We start from the raw sequence: 15617 nt of genomic DNA on the forward strand, positions 1-15617 counted from the left end.
GTGATCGGCGCACGGAAACGCGGGCGAGGGAAGTCCCCCGCCCGCGTTCACCGGACTACTTGACGGTCGCCTTGGTCTCGACCTTGATGGAGCCGTCGACGATGCCCGACTTGATCGTGTCGAGCTCCTTCTCGAGGCCCTTGTCCACCTTGTCGGCGTAGTCGTGGAACGGCGCGATGCCGACGCCGTCGTTCTCGAGCGTGCCGACGTACGGCTCGTTCGAGTACTTCTTGTCGGCGGCCTGCTCGACGACGTCCTTGACGGCGGGGCGCATGCCCTTCTCGACGGACGTGAACGCGATGTCCTTGTAGCGGGGGTCGGCCTCGTAGAGGTCGCTGTCCGCACCGATCAGCACGGAACCGTTGTTCGCGTCCTTGATCGCCTCGGCGGCCGACTGGTAGATCGGGCCACCGACGGGGAGGATGACGTCGGCGTCCTGGTCGATGAGGGTCTGCGCGACCGCCTTCGCCTGGGTGCCGGCCTCGAAGCCGCCCGTGAAGGAGCCCTTCTGGCTCGCGACGTCCCAGCCGACGACCTTGACGTCCTTCGACTTCTGCTCGTTGTAGTACTTCACGCCGTCCGCGAAGCCGTCCATGAAGATCGTGACGGTCGGGATCTGCATGCCGCCGAAGGTGCCGACGACGCCGGACTTCGAGTACGACGCGGCCGCGTAGCCGGCGAGGAACGCCGCCTGCGAGGTGTCGAACGTGATCGGCTTGACGTTGTCGGCCTTGATCGAGTTGTCGTCGATGATGGCGAAGTCGGTGTCGGGGTTCGCCGCGGCCTGCTTCTTCGTGGCGTCGGCCAGGTTGAAGCCGACGGTGACGATGAGGTTGCAGTTCTGGTTGACGAGCTGCTCGATGTTCGAGTCGTAGACGGTGGCGTCCTTCGACTCGGCGGACTTGTAGGTCGCGCCGAGGTCGCTCGCGGCGTCCTTCATGCCCTCGAACCCGAGCTGGTTGAACGACTTGTCGTCGAAGCCACCGGCGTCGGAGACCATGCAGGGACGGAAGTCGGTCTTCTTGGCCGAGGCGTTGTCGGACGGGGCGGCCGAGCAGCCGGCGAGGACGGCGACGGTGCCGGCGAGCGCGAGGGAGCTCAGCAGGACCTGGACGGGTACGAGATGTCACGGGTGGGTTCCTCCGGGGGCGTGCCCGGACCACGTGCGTTCCGGGCGATCGTGGCGACAGTACACGACCGCCCGGCCGGTACAGGACGCTCCTGGAGGGGTCCGTGGATCAGTTACGGGATCGCGACCGCGCCGAAACGCGCCCGTAACGCGGAGTCGTGCGTCCGGCCCCAGTTCGGGGCGTTCGCGCACATTTCGTGGTGGAGCGCTACAGCACGTCCCCGCGACCGCTGATCTTCAGTGCATCCACCACACTCTTCACCCGCTGGGCGTTCGCGCTGGTGGTGACGAGCAGGGCGTCGGGGGTGTCCACGACGACGATGTCCTCGACGCCGATGAGCGAGATGAGCCGCTGGCTGTGCGAGACGACGATGCCGCTCGACGAGCCGGCGAGGATGCGGGCACCGTCGCCGAGGACGGCGAGGTTGTTCGCCCGGCCGCCGGACTGCAGCTTGGCCAGGGACGCGAAGTCGCCGACGTCGTCCTAGTCGAAGTCGCCGGGGATGACGGCCATCCGTCCGGCCGCCGCGGCGGGTTCGGCCACGGTGTAGTCGATCGCGATCTTCCTCGAGCCCGGGCCAGACCGCGTCGACGACGGCACCGCGTGCCGAGGTGTCCCAGGCGTCGGCGAGTTCCTCGAGCCCGGCGAGCAGCGTGGGCTTCGTCCGGCCGATCTCGGCGAGGAGCACGTCGGCGCGCGCGATGAACATGCCGGCGTTCCAGAGGTAGGTGCCCTGCTCGACGTAGGAGCGGGCGGTGTCGAGGTCGGGCTTCTCGACGAAGGACTGCACGGCGTGCGCGGTCGGGGCGCCCTCGATGCCGATCGTCTCGCCGTGCGCGTGGATGTACCCGAAGCCGATGGCCGGCTCGGTGGGGGTGATGCCGATCGTCGTGACGTAGCCGGCGCGTGCGGCCGCCACGGCTTCGCGGACGGAGCGGCGGAAGCCACGGGCGTCGCCGATGACGTGGTCGGCCGCGAAGGACCCGATGACGACGTCCGGCTCGCGGCGCACGAGGATGGCCGCGGCGAGTCCGATGGCCGCCGTGGAGTCCTTCGGCTCGCTCTCGAGCACGACGTTGTGGTCCTCGACGCCGGGCAGCTGCGACTCGACGGCGATGCGGTGGGCACGGCCGGTGACGACCATGATCCGCTGGTCCCCGGCGAGCGGCGCCAGTCGGTCCCACGTCTGCCGGAGCAGCGAGGTGCCGGATCCGGTCAGGTCGTGCAGGAACTTGGCGCGTCCGCCCGCGACAACGGCCACAGCCGCGATCCGATGCCCCCGGCGGGGATGATCGCGTAGAAGTCCTCGAGCTCGTCTGCCACAGGCTCACCGTACCGGTGCGGCGCCGCAGAGCCTGGACGCTCCCCGCACGTTTCCCGCATGCGGCGATCCGCACGCCCTGTTCACCCCGTTCGCGCACCCCGTTCACGTCGACGGCCCCGTCGGGTCACGCGCCCCGCGGAGCATGAGCCGTGCCATGAACGCACGCAGCGTGGAGCGCGGCACGTCCCAACGGACCGTCGCCGTCGTGACCGAGAGCTTCCTGCCCACCCTCAACGGCGTGACCACCAGCGTCCTCGCGGTCCTCGACCACCTGGAACGCCGTGGCCACCGCGCGGTCGTCATCGCGCCGGACACCCCGGGGCTCGCCCGGTTCCGCTCCCGCACCGAGGTGGAGCGCTACCGCTCCTTCGACGTCCACCGCATCCCCGCCGTCGCGTACCGCCAGTTCCCGGTGGCCCTCCCCCACCCGGTGCTCGACACCATCCTCGCCGCCTCCGGCGCCGACGTGCTCCACGCCGCCAGTCCGTTCCTGCTGGGCGGGCGCGCGATCACGGCAGCCGGGAGGCTCGGCATCCCCTCCGTCGCCGTCTTCCAGACCGACGTGGCCGGGTTCGCCCGCCGCAACGGCCTGACCGCGACCGTCCCGTTGGTGCGGAGGATCCTCGGCCGGATCCACGCCGGAGCGTCGCTCACCCTCGCCCCGTCGAGCGCGACGGCGTCGATGCTCGCGGAGGACGGGGTCCCCCGCGTCGCGCGCTGGGGGCGCGGCGTCGACACCGCGCTCTTCCACCCGGCACGGCGGTCGTCTGCCCACGTCCGCGCGCTCCGCCGCCGCATCGCGCCGGGCGGCGAGACGATCGTCGGGTACGTGGGTCGGCTGGCACCGGAGAAGGAGGTCGAGCGGCTCGCGGAGCTCGGCGGCATCCCGGGCATCCGGATCGTGGTCGCAGGAGGCGGTCCCTCCAGGCCCGTGCTCGAGCGTCGGCTGCGGCACCTGGACGTGACCTTCACCGGCCCGCTGCGCGGTGACGCGCTGGCGGACGCGTACGCGGCGCTCGACCTGTTCGTGCACACGGGCCCCGCCGAGACGTTCGGGCAGACGCTGCAGGAGGCGCACGCGAGCGGGCTGCCGGTGATCGCGCCCGCCTCGGGCGGGCCGCTGGACCTCGTCGCGCCGGGCCTCGACGGCGAGCTCTACGACCCGGACGTGCCGCAGGCGCTCCGAGCTGCCGTCCTGCGCCTGCACCAGGACCGCGCGCTCGCCGACCGAATGGGGTCCGCGGGGCGGCTCCGGGTCGAGGGCACCACCTGGGAGGCGGTCGGCGACCAGCTCCTCGCGCACCACGACACGGCACGCGCGATCGGCGCGCCGCCCGCCACGACGCGGGGCGCCCGGGCGGACTGGCACGAGAAGGTCAGCGCACGCGCATAGGATGGACGTGTTCCACACGAACACGAACGGCAAGGGCTCGCCGATCGGGCGAGCCCGTCCTATGGAAGGACGAGCTCATGGCTGAGCCCACCGGCGGCGGTACGGCAACCGCCGTCCCCGAAGTCACGATCGAGGCACCCCGTGCCTCTCGGAAGCTCGAGGGCACGCTCTACCGCGGATCGACGGGGATGTGGTCCTGGGTCCTCCACCGCATCACCGGTGTCGCGATCTACTTCTTCCTGCTCGTGCACATCCTCGACACCGCGCTCGTGCGGCTCTCCCCCGAGGCGTACAACGCGGTCATCGGCACCTACAAGACGCCGATCATGAACCTCGGCGAGATCGCCCTCGTGATGGCCATCGTCTTCCACGCGTTCAACGGTCTCCGGATCATCCTCATCGACTTCTGGTCGAAGGGCCCGAAGTACCAGCGCGCCATGTTCTGGATCGTGATCGTCCTCTGGGCGATCGCCATTGCCGGCTTCCTGCCGCGCCAGCTCATGAACCTCGTCGCGGACTTCAACCAAGGGGCGCCCGGATGACCACGCAGACCATCGAACCGCCGCGTTCCGCAGCAGCAGCCCGCCGCACGACCAACTGGGAGAAGTGGGGCTGGATCTACATGCGCGCATCGGGCGTCCTGCTCGTCGTGCTGATCTTCGGCCACCTCTTCGTCAACATGGTGGCGGGCGAGGGCGTCAAGCAGATCGACTTCGCCTTCGTCGCCGGCAAGTGGGCCTCGCCGTTCTGGCAGGTGTGGGACTCCTCATGCTCGTCCTCGCCCTGATCCACGGGTCGAACGGCATGCGGACCATCGTCAACGACTACGTGTCGAAGCCCGGTGTCCGGAAGACGCTGCTCGTCGCGATCCTCATCGCGTGCGTCGTCCTGATCGTCCTGGGCCTCCTCGTGTGCTGGACGTTCGACCCGTGCCCGGCCGGCGCCGCCGCTGCAGACCTGCCGTCGTTCTGCCCCGCGCAGTAGCGCCGACGCCGCACAGCAGCACGCGGGCCCCAGCACCCGCGCAGACCGACTCGCCCGCCGACGACACCCCTGTTGGCGCGGCACCCTCCCCGGAAAGGCCCCAGTGACCGAGACCACCGTTCACCACCACCAGTTCGACATCGTCATCATCGGCGCGGGCGGTGCCGGCATGCGTGCCGCCATCGAGGCCGGCCCGAAGGCGAAGACGGCCGTCATCTCGAAGCTGTACCCGACCCGCTCGCACACCGGTGCGGCGCAGGGCGGGATGGCCGCGGCCCTCGCGAACGTCGAAGAGGACTCGTGGGAGTGGCACACCTTCGACACGATCAAGGGCGGCGACTACCTGGTCGACCAGGACGCCGCCGAGATCCTGGCGAAGGAGGCGATCGACGCGGTCATCGACCTCGAGAACATGGGTCTGCCGTTCAACCGCACGCCCGAGGGCAAGATCGACCAGCGGCGCTTCGGCGGCCACACGCGCGACCACGGCAAGGCACCGGTCCGCCGGGCCTGCTACGCCGCCGACCGCACCGGCCACATGATCCTGCAGACGCTGTTCCAGAACTGCGTGAAGCTCGGCGTCGAGTTCTACAACGAGTTCTACGCGCTCGACCTCATCATGGTCGACGTCGTCGGCGAGGACGGCGTCACCCGCAAGCAGCCGGTCGGCGTCGTCGCGTTCGAGCTCGCCACGGGTGAGCTGCACGTCTTCCACGCGAAGGCGATGATCTTCGCCACCGGCGGCTTCGGCAAGATGTACAAGACGACCTCGAACGCGCACACCCTCACCGGTGACGGCGTCGGCATCGTCTGGCGCACCGGCCTGCCGCTCGAGGACATGGAGTTCTTCCAGTTCCACCCGACCGGGCTCGCCGGCCTCGGCATCCTGCTGACCGAGGGCGCCCGCGGCGAGGGCGCGATCCTCCGCAACGCCTCCGGTGAACGCTTCATGGAGCGCTACGCCCCCACGATCAAGGACCTCGCACCCCGCGACATCGTGGCCAGGTGCATGGTGCAGGAAGTGGCGGAAGGCCGCGGCGCCGGCCCGAACAAGGACTACGTGCTGCTCGACTGCACGCACCTCGGCGCCGAGGTCCTCGAGACGAAGCTGCCGGACATCACCGAGTTCGCCCGCACCTACCTCGGCGTCGACCCCGTGGTCGAGCCGGTCCCCGTCATGCCGACGGCGCACTACGCGATGGGCGGCATCCCGACGAACACCGACGCCCAGGTGCTGTACGACAACACCACCGTCGTCCCCGGCCTGTACGCCGCCGGCGAGTGCGCCTGCGTGTCCGTGCACGGCTCGAACCGTCTCGGCACGAACTCGCTGCTCGACATCAACGTCTTCGGCAAGCGCTCCGGCAACAACGCCGCCGAGTGGGTCAAGACCGCCGAGTTCCTGCCCCTGCCCGAGGACCCGGCCGCCGGCGTCCGCAACATGCTCGAGCAGCTCCGCGCCTCGACCGGCACCGAGCGCGTCTCGGCCCTGCGCAAGGAACTGCAGGACGAGATGGACAAGAACGCGCAGGTGTTCCGCACCGACGAGTCCCTGGCCCGCGTCACCGAGACGATCCACACGCTCCGGAACCGCTTCATGCAGGTCTCGGTGCAGGACAAGGGCAAGCGCTTCAACACCGACCTGCTCGAGGCCGTCGAGCTCGGGTTCCTGCTCGACCTCGCCGAGGTCGTCGTCTACTCGGCCCGGAACCGCAAGGAGTCCCGCGGCGGGCACATGCGCGACGACTTCCCAAAGCGCGACGACGAGAACTACATGCAGCACACCATGGCGTACCTGACGGGCGATCCGCACTCGTCACTCGCCGACGACCACATCACCCTCGACTGGAAACCAGTCGTCGTGACGCGGTACGAGCCGATGGAGAGGAAGTACTGGAGATGACCGACACCCTGGTCTCCGACGCACCCCGCACCGACACCGTGCAGGACGCTCCTCCCGGATCGTTCTCCGTCACGGTGATCGTCCGGCGCTTCGACCCGGACGTCGACGACGAGCCGCGCTGGCAGGACTTCGACGTCATGATGCTGCCGACCGACCGCATCCTCGACGCCCTGCACAAGATCAAGTGGGAGCAGGACGGGTCCCTGACCTTCCGTCGCTCCTGTGCGCACGGCGTGTGCGGCTCCGACGCGATGCGCATCAACGGGCGCAACCGCCTGGCGTGCAAGACCCTGATCAAGGACCTCGACGTGTCCAAGCCGATCTACGTCGAGGCGATCAAGGGCCTGCCGCTCGAGAAGGACCTCATCGTCGACATGGAGCCCTTCTTCAAGTCCTTCCGCGAGGTCCAGCCGTTCCTGCAGGCCAACTCGGTGCCGGAGAAGGGCAAGGAGCGCATCCAGTCCGTCGCCGACCGTGCCCGCTTCGACGACACCACGAAGTGCATCCTCTGCGCCGCGTGCACCTCGTCGTGCCCGGTGTTCTGGACCGACGGGCAGTACTTCGGCCCGGCGGCGATCGTCAACGCGCACCGCTTCATCTTCGACTCGCGCGACGACGCGGCGAACGTGCGCCTCGACATCCTCAACGACAAGGAGGGCGTGTGGCGCTGCCGCACGACCTTCAACTGCACCGACGCCTGCCCGCGTGGCATCCAGGTCACGAAGGCCATCTCGGAGGTCAAGCAGGCCCTGATGCGGGGTCGCGCGTGACGTCCGGTCGGAGCCGTTCCTCGGCGTCGTCCAAGGCTCGCCCGAGACACCACCGATAGGCTCCGGACCATGACGTTCGCGGAAACCCGCCCCATCCTCGACCAGCTCGGCTACACGATCCGCTACGTGCAGCTGCCCGGCGAGACCCTGCACGAGCCCCCGGTGGAGGGCGCGCTCCGCATCGTCCCCGCGGATACGAACGGCTCGGGCGACTTCGCGCTCGAGGTGGTCGACTACGGCACGGCCCGTCGCCTCGCCACCGCGCGCGGTGAAGCGGACGCGGTCGAGATGCCGCGACGCTTCCTGAACCGGCCGTTCCCGGCGCCGCGGGACATCCCCCGGCACGAGCTCGACGGGCTCCGCGACCGCGCCGCCTCGACGTACCCGCAGCTCGCGCAGCAGGTCGCCCAGGCCGGCGAGCAGGGCCTCACCATCCAGATCCCGGCGGGGTCCCCGTGGACCGCATCGGCGGTCCGGACGGGTACCTCCTGCACCCGCTCGACACCCCGGCACCGCAGCGGTCGCTGCCGCCGCACGTCGCTGCGGCTCCGGGAGACGCACCGGTACCTGGTCGAGCGGCCGTTCCTGCGTGACCGTCCGGTTCGTGCAGCCCTGGTTCGACCAGCCAGGAGGCGCGCTCCGCTTCCAGACGGCGGATCCGTCCGTCACGGTGCGAGACCTCGTCGTGGACGGCTCGCTCGCTCGACTCCGGGTGGTCTGACTCCCCCGACGACGACGGCCCTGCCACGCTGACGCGTGGCAGGGCCGTTCTCGTCGGTGTCCGACTAGCGCTGGTCCGGACGGTCGAACTGCGCCCCGGCCGGGTTCGGCGGCGGCAGCCGAACACGATCCCCGCGACACCGGCCGCGAACGACACCAGCCACAGCGCACCGGGCAGGTTCGCGTCGTGCAGGCGGCGCCACCCGAGCGCGATGTTCGGGACGATCGTGGCGAGCCACCACAGGCCGTAGAGCCCGAGGAGCACGAACGCGAGGACCGGGAAGGAGTTCGCCGTGTACTCGTTGCCGTACTCGTCCACGCGCGTGGCCGAGGCTGCGAACCCGATGATGGCCGCGATGTAGCCGCCGAAGAGGACGATCGTCACGATGGCGTTCGCGAGGAACCAGTACCAGTACTCACTGCGGCTGGCCCGACCGTCGAAGCGGGCGTACTTCTTGAAGAAGCGGAGGAAGGCGTCGAGGAAGCCGATGCCGTACCAGGGCGCCCAGAGCGGAGGGGCGCCGTCCGGGCCGGCCGGGATCGGCTGCGTGGACCTGCGGGTACGGCTGCCCGTAGGGCTGCTGCGCGTACGGCTGCTGCGTGTACGGCTGCTGCGTGTACTGCGGCGGCTGACCGTACTGCTGCTGCTGCGTGTACTGCGGCGGCTGGCCGTACTGCTGCTGCTGCGTGTACTGCGGCGGCTGGCCGTACTGCTGCTGGCCGTACTGCGGCTGCTGACCGTAGGGGTTCGGCTGCTGGCCGTACTGCTGCTGCTCCCCGGCCACGTTCGACTGCTGGCCGTACTGCTGCTGCTGCTGCCCGTACGGGTTCGGCTGCTGGCCATAGTCCTGCTGCTGGCCGTCGTGCGCCTGCTGCTGGCCGTACGGGTTCTGCTGCCCGTCCTGTGGCTGCTGCTGCTGCTCGGACGGCTGCTGACCCTGCGGCTCCTGGCCGCCGTCGGCCGGTGGTCCCCACTGCGGGGTGTCGTTGCTCATCGGACTCCTTCAGGTCGGTCGAAGCGGGCGCCGGCGGGGTTCGGCGAGAGGCAGGCGAAGACGACCATGACGGGCCAGAAGACCAGGCTCACCAGGCTCAACGCCCCGGGCAGGTTGACGTCGTGCATCCGCCGCCAGACGAGCGCCAGGTTCGGGACGAGGGTCGCCAGCCACCACAGGCCGAACAGTCCCAGCAAGACCCAGGCGAACGGGGACGGCGCACCGGTCACCCGACTCGAGAAGCCATTGTCGTCGACCACCGTCGTCGTGGGGCTGGTCGCGAAGAGCACGACGAAGAAGCTCCCGTAGAGCACGACCGTCACGATGGCGTTCGCGAGCACCCAGTACCAGTACTCGCTCCGGCCCGCGCGTCCGTCGAAGCGCGCGTACTTCGTGAAGAACCGGGTCACCGCGCCGACGAACCCGATCCCGTACCACGGAGCCCAGAGCGGCGGTCTGCCGTCCGGACCGACCGGTGCCTGATGGGCGTGCTGGGGGAACGGCTGACCGTACTGCTGCTGCTCGTCGGTCGGGGGTGCCCAGTGCGGTGTGCCGTTGGTCATCGAGCGCCCGCGGGCAGGTCGAACCGGGCCCCCTCGGGGTTCGAGGGCAGGAGGCCGAACACGATGCCGACGATGCCGACGAAGATCGCGATGAGCCAGAGCGGCCCGGCCAGGTTCGCGTCGTGCAGTCGACGCCAGCCGAGCGCGAGGGTCGGCACGATCGTCGCGAGTGCCCACACCCCCAGGAGGATCCCGCCGATGACGAACAGCGGCGACGGCGACGTGATCATCGAGCTGGTGCCGTAGGCGGTGGACACCGTGTCCCGCTGGGACGTGAAGGCACCGATGACGTAGATGACGACGATCACGGCCGTGACGATCACGTTCGCGAGGTACCACCACCAGAACTCGCTGCGGCTCGCACGGCCGCTGAAGGTCGCGTACTTCTTGAAGAAGCGGGAGACGGCCTTGCCGAACGACGCGCCGTAGTAGGGCGCCCAGAGCGGCGGCTCACTCCCTGGTCCGGGCGGTGCCGGCTGCTGCTGGCCGTACGGGTTGGGCGGGTACTGGTCACTCACGGGTCCCCCTTGTGCGTGTCGACATATGTGTCGGATCAGAGTCAACCAGAACGTCGACACCCCCGTCAGCGTGTGACGGGGGTGTCGACGAGCCGTGCAGGGCCCGGATCAGCCGCGATCGGGGCGGTCGAACTGCTGGCCACCGGGGTGCGTGGTGAGCAGACCGACGATGAGCGAGAACAGGATGCCGATCGGCGGGATGATGAAGAACAGCGCGAAGAGCCCGGACAGGTTCACGTCGTGCAGGCGCCGGACGGTCAGCGCGATGAACCCGATGAAGGTCGCGAGCGCCCACAGCCGTGCGAGCCCACCGTCAGCGTTGTCGAAGAGCGGCAGCACGTTGAAGACCGCTCCGATGATGCCCGCCGCGACGTTGCCGAGCACGTACCAGAGCGCCCAGAACCAGAACTCGCTGCGGCTCGCTCGACCGTCGAACCGGACGTACTTCTTCCAGAAGCGCAGGAACGCCTGCGGGAACGGGATGCCGTACCAGGGGGCCCAGAGCGGCGGCTGTCCCTGCTGCTGCCCGTTCGGGGTCGGGCGGCCGTACGGGTTCTGCGCGCCGTACGGCTGCTGGCCGTACTGCTGGCCGTACTGCTGGCCGTACGGCTGCTGGCCGTACTGCTGCTGACCGGACGGGTTCTGCGCGTACGGGTCGCGTCCGTACGGGTTCTGGTCGCTCACTGGTTCGTTCCTTCCGGCGGCCGGCTGTCGATGCACACAGAGTCAAGCAGACAGCCGGCTCGCTCGCGTCACTCCAGCGGAGGACACCGCCCCTACGGGATCAGCGCGAGCTTGCCGCCCGGGTGCTGCGACTCGAGCACCTCGGCGGCCTCCTTCGCCTCGGCCAGCGGGAAAGTGCGCGCCACCGGAACCTCGAGCTGGCCGGCCCCGGCGAGGTCGATCAGCCGCTGCCGGACCGAGTCACGGAACGCCTTGCTCTCCGGCTGCGCACCGCCCACGGCCGGGAAGCCGTCACGGGCAGCCCTCCCCGGCGCAGCGATCGTCACGATCCGGGTCCGGTCCGCGACCAACGCGAGCGAGACGTCGACGGCCTCGTCGGTTCCCACGCAGTCCAGTGCCACGTCGACGCCGGACGGTGCGAGGTCACGGATGCGCGCCTCCAGGCCGTCGCCGTACGCGACCCACTCGCCACCGAAGCGTCGGACGGTGTCGGCGTTCCGCTCGGACGCGGTGCCGATGATGCGCGCGCCCAGCGGGCGCAGCAGCTGGAGGAGGCTCACGCCCACCGCGCCGGAGGCGCCGTGGACCACGATCGTGTCGCGGCCCTCCGCGCGGGTGACCCGGATCATGTCGGCGGCGGTCGAGCCGGCGAGGAGCAGGTTGGCCGCTGCCGGGAAGTCGAGCGACGCGGGCTTCGCGAAGACGTCCGAAGCGGGGACGGTGAGGCGTTCCGCCCAGCCGCCGGAGACGCGGAAGGCGAGGACCTCGTCGCCGACGGCTCCCCCACCGGACGCGATCTCGGTGTCGGGGCCGATGGCGCTGAGGACCCCGGCGACCTCGTAGCCGATCGGGATCGGCAGGCTCGACGGGTCGCCCTGCCGAATGTGCTTCGTGTCGGCGGGGTTGACGCCAGCGGCACGGACGTCGATCGTGACCTCGCCGGGGCCGGGCGCGGGGACCTCGGTGTCGACGTACTCGAGGACTTCGCTGCCGCCGAACCGCGGGGCCACCCAGTGCTTCGTCATGCGTGCGACGGTACGCCGGTAGCCTGCTGGCGTGACGAGCCACGATCGACCGACCGGCCTCGCGCTGACCTTCCGGCAACGACGGCACGCTCCTCCTCGAACTCCTGCAGGGCTGGTACGACGCGTTCGACAGCAGCGTCACGCACGTGGACGACCCGGACCGGATCCGGGGTGTGCTGCGGTGGTGGATCGCGACGAAGCCCTCGCCCCCGCGGCGCCGGTCGACCTTCCCCGCGTGGCAGGAGTTCGGCTCCGGTCCTGCGTACCGGATCGCGATCACCGAGCAGCCGAGCGATGCGGCGAGGAAGCTCACGTTCGGGACCGACTCGGGCTCGCGGGGCTTCGAGAAGACCCTGGCGACGGGGCCCACGGATCCGATGTCACGGGCGTCGCAGTCGTTCATCGACGATGTCGCGCGCGGGGCCCTTCATCTCTTCCGCACGGAACAGCAGCGTGCCGAGAAGCGGATCGCCGGAGGGCAGTACCTCGCGATCCTCGAGGGGTACCTCGAGGAGATGCGGTCGTACGTCGACGTCAGTGACCAGCACGATGCCTACCACGACGTCCGTATGGGTATCGGTGCGATCCTCGACGACGAGCACTACCTCACACTGTCGCCGGATCCCCGTGCTCGATCGCTCTACTCCGAGCTCCTCGCGGAGCAGAGCAGCCTGTACCAGTGGCACATGGACCTAGCGAAGGGCGGGCACGAATGGGCTCGCGAGCGGCGCTGACCCAGCCGGGATCGGACGTCGGCCTCAGCGCTGTCCCCGCAGCCGCTTCCGCAACTCCTGGTACCGGGCGAAGCCGTCGACGCGGCTGAGGAAGTCCTCGATCGCAGCAACTCGATCGCCGTACTCGCGGATCGATTCCTCGGTGGCACGCTCGTCGGTGGTCGAGACTCGCCATCCGTTCTCGGTCTCGTAGATGCACGCGACGTTGACGTCGTTCGACGGCCGGCGCATCCAACAGACTGGGATTCCTGCGGGAATGAGCACGCCGTCCTGCACCTGCCAGTCCATCTCGGAACGCCAGAGGTCGTCGCTCATGATGCCTTCGACGATGCTTCTGCAAACGCGCCTAAAGAGTCCTCTTGCAGAACGCACTGCTCGATCTCTTCGACGGGGACGCGCGCCACCGTCGCGAATGCGACTGCGCGCGCGACGAACCCGTGAGCGCCGAACCAGGCACGGTGGAGTGTCCCGCCGAGTTCCCAGTCCAGGACCGTCTGGCCGTAGGTCGTCGCCAGCGTGAACCCAGCGGGCAGCTCCTCCGCGCGGCCCAGCAGCCAGTGCCCGCGGCTCAGACCTGCCTGCGCAGTGGAGTCCCGCAGAGTGGCCGCGAGCTGGATCAGTCCGTTCAGGATTGGACGCTCCCGACGCGCTGCCCCGGAGCAGGCGAATCGACGATCTCAACCACTTCGGCAAGGGAATGCTGACGTACCCAGGCGAGTCGGACGGCCAGCGACCAGCCGAGGTCAGAGAGGGCTCGTACGACGTGTTCATGCCCGTCGATGTGCCAACGAAGCTCTCGCTCCGAGTCGTCCTCGAGAACCTTGACACCATCGGGCGTACTTGCCCTGCCGTCGAACCACAGAGCATCGTTCCGCGCAGCTCCTTCGCGCACCAGCACGTACCGCTCGGCATCCTCGAGCCGGTTGAACCACACGAGGGGCCAGGCGCTTCCACGGTCACGAGTCGCGAACGAGTAACCGGCGCCGTCCGCGACGATACGGAAGGCCGTCCTCCGGCGTGCCGTACTCGAAGACGACCCGCTCGTCTCGCTTGATGCCGGGGATGGAAGAAAGGTCGGGCGGTTCGTTGCCCACGAACGTCCCGAGCAGGTCCGCGTCGGCGGGACGAAGTCCGCGTTGGTCAGTCAAGAGTGAGCGCCCTCCGCGTGATCGAGGGACACGACCCTCAAACGGTATCGCCTCGGTCTCATGTCAAATGCGAACCGCACGTTGCAGCAACTCCTCGATCGGTACATCCCGCACCCACGCCGTCATGCACACATCTCGACGCTCGCCGACAGCCACGAGCCTGACCTGGAGTCCACCTGCTGACCGTCGCGCCGTTGACCGAACTCCGCGTCGATTCGGCTCACCTGGACCGTGAACCCGTTCGCCTCGATCGCCAAGGTGTCCACCTTCGATCACGACGGGTCACGCGCGACGGTCGCCGCGATGCGAACGGCCAGGTCCTCGTCGATGACGTGCGGGTAGTTCGATCCGTACTCCCACCACGAGCAACAGATGCAGCATCGGTAGAGATGGCACTGGTACTCAAGGCTCACTCCGATGAGCTTCGGCTGGTCGGATCGGGAGATCCAGAACTCACGGCAGTACTTGCACCCCTGGTCATGAAACGGGATCGTGCGTGACATCAAGCGGTTTCTCGTCAGCTCACTCGCGGTGCCCGAGACCACCGAACCGGGTGGCATCGGGATGCCCCCCCTCCACGACGAATTCTCGTGTCTCCTTGATGAAGAACTCTCCACCCCCCTTGACTGCAGTGCGCCCACCAGGGACGAAGTGCTCCACCCCGCCGACGTCGGCGAACGTCGGGAGATGAGCCGCGAGATTCTCGACCGGGACGACGACACCGAAGACATCGCCGCCAGTCTGCCATGCCTTCATCGCGGATGGAGCCATCTGTGACAGGGTCTTGTAGTCGTGCGTGGTCTCCTCGAGATCACGGTGAACCGCGTCGGGAACCGACTCCACTGCGACCCAGGACTCACCGGGCGTCGCACTGCGCCCCTTCCCGATCAGTTGCACTACCGCTTGGCTGGGAGCGACATCCGCGACCAACTGTGGTCCGTTCATTCCGGCCAGATCACTCAGGTGGAGCCGGACGCCGGGTCCACCTGCACGCTCTTTGCGATCGCCTGGTTGTTCTTCAGCGCTTCGAATTCAGCGGACGATGCCGCTCGCGATCAGTTCCTTCAGGTCACGGAGCAGCATGATGAACATCTCGAGCGCGTCGGACTCGTCCTGGTAGTCCCGCGGACCGATCTCGACCGCCCGCTCGTCCGTCGACACCACCCGGTAGCCGCCACCGACCTCGTATATCGCCACCACGTCCGGCTTCCCGATGGAGCTGCTGGAACCACACCGCGCGCTCGAGGCCATCGGCAGCGATGATCTCCTTGGCAGTTGCCCGATCCATGTTCTCCTCCCCGATCAGTTGCACTACTGCTCGGCTGAGAGCGACAACCACGACCTGTGGTCCTTCCTCCAGGCCAGATCGCTGCCGGTGTCATCGACCACATGCACTTCGCCGCTGCACCCTCGGAGAACTGGAGGTTGCACGGTCGTCGGTGGCCGAGACTCGCCGAGGGGGCACACGGCTTCATGATCGACCACGAACGCTGAGAACGACCGCTCCTGCCGATGCGCCCCCTACCCCGGAAGATCCCCGTGGGGTCGACCTCGGTCATCCACTCGACGTGCTCGAGGCAACGGAGCGCCCGCCGCTAGCCTGAGACCGTGGCATTCGCATCCTCCGCGCCGACCTCGACCGATCCGGGTTCACCTCCCAGTTCATCGCGCTCCCCGGTGACGTCCCCGACCGTCCGCCGCTCGAAGGCGCACTCCGCGTCGAACC

The 15617-nt window shown here is 68.9% G+C and carries 16 protein-coding genes and 3 pseudogenes; 7 read left to right on the plus strand and 12 right to left on the minus strand.

All coding sequences use genetic code 11. The features are described from left to right. Positions 1 to 55 precede the first annotated feature (55 nt). Together ACZ8AI_RS05880 and ACZ8AI_RS05885 are read right to left on the minus strand one after the other, a co-directional pair. On the minus strand, positions 56 to 1000 hold the full coding sequence (locus ACZ8AI_RS05880) for a BMP family lipoprotein (protein WP_464857244.1): 945 nt from the start codon (positions 998 to 1000) through the stop codon (positions 56 to 58). Positions 1001 to 1337: 337 nt separating this feature from the next. After that, positions 1338 to 2453, minus strand: a pseudogene (locus ACZ8AI_RS05885) (mannose-1-phosphate guanylyltransferase). Between the two features lie 143 nt (positions 2454 to 2596). Here ACZ8AI_RS05885 and ACZ8AI_RS05890 point away from each other — a divergent pair. The 6 genes and pseudogenes from ACZ8AI_RS05890 (at position 2597) to ACZ8AI_RS05915 (ending at position 8257) form a co-directional block, all read left to right on the plus strand. Continuing rightward, complete coding sequence (locus tag ACZ8AI_RS05890; RefSeq protein ID WP_464857247.1) at positions 2597 to 3847, plus strand: glycosyltransferase family 4 protein; 1251 nt, start codon at positions 2597 to 2599, stop codon at positions 3845 to 3847. 77 nt (positions 3848 to 3924) lie between these two features. Then, a complete protein-coding gene (gene sdhC, locus ACZ8AI_RS05895; RefSeq protein ID WP_464857249.1) occupies positions 3925 to 4389 on the plus strand; it encodes a succinate dehydrogenase, cytochrome b556 subunit in 465 nt (154 codons plus the stop codon). Next, a pseudogene (gene sdhD / locus ACZ8AI_RS05900) lies at positions 4386 to 4831 on the plus strand (succinate dehydrogenase, hydrophobic membrane anchor protein). The gene sdhC and the pseudogene sdhD overlap by 4 nt, the downstream one beginning before the upstream one ends. Positions 4832 to 4934: 103 nt before the next feature. Then, positions 4935 to 6734 (plus strand): succinate dehydrogenase flavoprotein subunit, encoded by a 1800-nt coding sequence (sdhA, locus tag ACZ8AI_RS05905; RefSeq protein ID WP_464857251.1) that lies wholly within the window; start codon positions 4935 to 4937, stop codon positions 6732 to 6734. Further along, positions 6731 to 7504 (plus strand): succinate dehydrogenase iron-sulfur subunit, encoded by a 774-nt coding sequence (locus ACZ8AI_RS05910; RefSeq protein WP_071290616.1) that lies wholly within the window; start codon positions 6731 to 6733, stop codon positions 7502 to 7504. The genes sdhA and ACZ8AI_RS05910 overlap by 4 nt, the downstream gene beginning before the upstream one ends. Before the next feature lie 69 nt (positions 7505 to 7573). Further along, positions 7574 to 8257 (plus strand): hypothetical protein, encoded by a 684-nt coding sequence (locus ACZ8AI_RS05915; protein ID WP_464857511.1) that lies wholly within the window; start codon positions 7574 to 7576, stop codon positions 8255 to 8257. Between the two features lie 148 nt (positions 8258 to 8405). Here the strand turns inward: ACZ8AI_RS05915 and ACZ8AI_RS05920 are convergent. The 6 genes and pseudogenes from ACZ8AI_RS05920 to ACZ8AI_RS05945 form a co-directional block, all read right to left on the minus strand. After that, positions 8406 to 8714, minus strand: a pseudogene (locus ACZ8AI_RS05920) (DUF805 domain-containing protein); the annotation flags it as partial. After that, positions 8641 to 9219 carry a hypothetical protein gene (locus tag ACZ8AI_RS05925; RefSeq protein ID WP_464857513.1) on the minus strand — a complete coding sequence of 193 codons (579 nt, stop codon included), beginning with the start codon at positions 9217 to 9219 and terminating at the stop codon, positions 8641 to 8643. The gene ACZ8AI_RS05925 and the pseudogene ACZ8AI_RS05920, both read right to left, overlap by 74 nt. Further along, positions 9216 to 9782 (minus strand): DUF805 domain-containing protein, encoded by a 567-nt coding sequence (locus ACZ8AI_RS05930; protein ID WP_464857254.1) that lies wholly within the window; start codon positions 9780 to 9782, stop codon positions 9216 to 9218. Before ACZ8AI_RS05930 ends, ACZ8AI_RS05925 begins: the two co-directional genes overlap by 4 nt. After that, positions 9779 to 10300 (minus strand): DUF805 domain-containing protein, encoded by a 522-nt coding sequence (locus ACZ8AI_RS05935; protein WP_464857256.1) that lies wholly within the window; start codon positions 10298 to 10300, stop codon positions 9779 to 9781. Before ACZ8AI_RS05935 ends, ACZ8AI_RS05930 begins: the two co-directional genes overlap by 4 nt. A 108-nt stretch (positions 10301 to 10408) precedes the next feature. Next, positions 10409 to 10984, minus strand: coding sequence for a DUF805 domain-containing protein (locus tag ACZ8AI_RS05940; protein ID WP_464857258.1), 576 nt, complete (start codon positions 10982 to 10984; stop codon positions 10409 to 10411). 92 nt (positions 10985 to 11076) lie between these two features. Continuing rightward, positions 11077 to 12009 carry an NADP-dependent oxidoreductase gene (locus ACZ8AI_RS05945; protein ID WP_464857260.1) on the minus strand — a complete coding sequence of 311 codons (933 nt, stop codon included), beginning with the start codon at positions 12007 to 12009 and terminating at the stop codon, positions 11077 to 11079. A gap of 146 nt (positions 12010 to 12155) precedes the next feature. Between ACZ8AI_RS05945 and ACZ8AI_RS05950 the strand changes: the two genes are divergently transcribed. Beyond that, positions 12156 to 12743, plus strand: coding sequence for a hypothetical protein (locus ACZ8AI_RS05950; protein WP_464857262.1), 588 nt, complete (start codon positions 12156 to 12158; stop codon positions 12741 to 12743). A gap of 24 nt (positions 12744 to 12767) precedes the next feature. Here the strand turns inward: ACZ8AI_RS05950 and ACZ8AI_RS05955 are convergent, their stop codons facing one another. From ACZ8AI_RS05955 to ACZ8AI_RS05970, 4 genes are all read right to left on the minus strand, one after another. After that, a complete protein-coding gene (locus ACZ8AI_RS05955; protein ID WP_464857264.1) occupies positions 12768 to 13058 on the minus strand; it encodes a hypothetical protein in 291 nt (96 codons plus the stop codon). 310 nt (positions 13059 to 13368) lie between these two features. Beyond that, positions 13369 to 13677, minus strand: a complete 309-nt coding sequence (locus ACZ8AI_RS05960; protein ID WP_464857266.1) for a hypothetical protein — start codon at positions 13675 to 13677, stop codon at positions 13369 to 13371. A 736-nt stretch (positions 13678 to 14413) separates the two neighbouring features. After that, positions 14414 to 14821: a hypothetical protein gene (locus ACZ8AI_RS05965; RefSeq protein ID WP_464857268.1), complete on the minus strand. Its 408-nt coding sequence runs from the start codon at positions 14819 to 14821 to the stop codon at positions 14414 to 14416. 102 nt (positions 14822 to 14923) lie between these two features. Next, positions 14924 to 15142, minus strand: coding sequence for a hypothetical protein (locus ACZ8AI_RS05970; protein WP_464857270.1), 219 nt, complete (start codon positions 15140 to 15142; stop codon positions 14924 to 14926). Positions 15143 to 15617 lie beyond the last annotated feature (475 nt).

This window comes from Curtobacterium sp. AC273 (assembly GCF_979253735.1).

What these genes read in the sequence shown, in the direction of transcription:
- ACZ8AI_RS05955 (WP_464857264.1), bottom strand. Translation starts at nt 13,058, where the DNA reads ATGAGCGACGACCTCTGGCGTTCCGAGATGGACTGGCAGGTGCAGGAC.
- ACZ8AI_RS05930 (WP_464857254.1), bottom strand. Translation starts at nt 9,782, where the DNA reads ATGACCAACGGCACACCGCACTGGGCACCCCCGACCGACGAGCAGCAG.
- ACZ8AI_RS05910 (WP_071290616.1), top strand. Translation starts at nt 6,731, where the DNA reads ATGACCGACACCCTGGTCTCCGACGCACCCCGCACCGACACCGTGCAG.
- ACZ8AI_RS05880 (WP_464857244.1), bottom strand. Translation starts at nt 1,000, where the DNA reads ATGGTCTCCGACGCCGGTGGCTTCGACGACAAGTCGTTCAACCAGCTC.
- sdhC (WP_464857249.1), top strand. Translation starts at nt 3,925, where the DNA reads ATGGCTGAGCCCACCGGCGGCGGTACGGCAACCGCCGTCCCCGAAGTC.
- ACZ8AI_RS05890 (WP_464857247.1), top strand. Translation starts at nt 2,597, where the DNA reads ATGAGCCGTGCCATGAACGCACGCAGCGTGGAGCGCGGCACGTCCCAA.
- ACZ8AI_RS05925 (WP_464857513.1), bottom strand. Translation starts at nt 9,219, where the DNA reads ATGAGCAACGACACCCCGCAGTGGGGACCACCGGCCGACGGCGGCCAG.
- ACZ8AI_RS05915 (WP_464857511.1), top strand. Translation starts at nt 7,574, where the DNA reads ATGACGTTCGCGGAAACCCGCCCCATCCTCGACCAGCTCGGCTACACG.
- ACZ8AI_RS05970 (WP_464857270.1), bottom strand. Translation starts at nt 15,142, where the DNA reads ATGGCCTCGAGCGCGCGGTGTGGTTCCAGCAGCTCCATCGGGAAGCCG.
- ACZ8AI_RS05945 (WP_464857260.1), bottom strand. Translation starts at nt 12,009, where the DNA reads ATGACGAAGCACTGGGTGGCCCCGCGGTTCGGCGGCAGCGAAGTCCTC.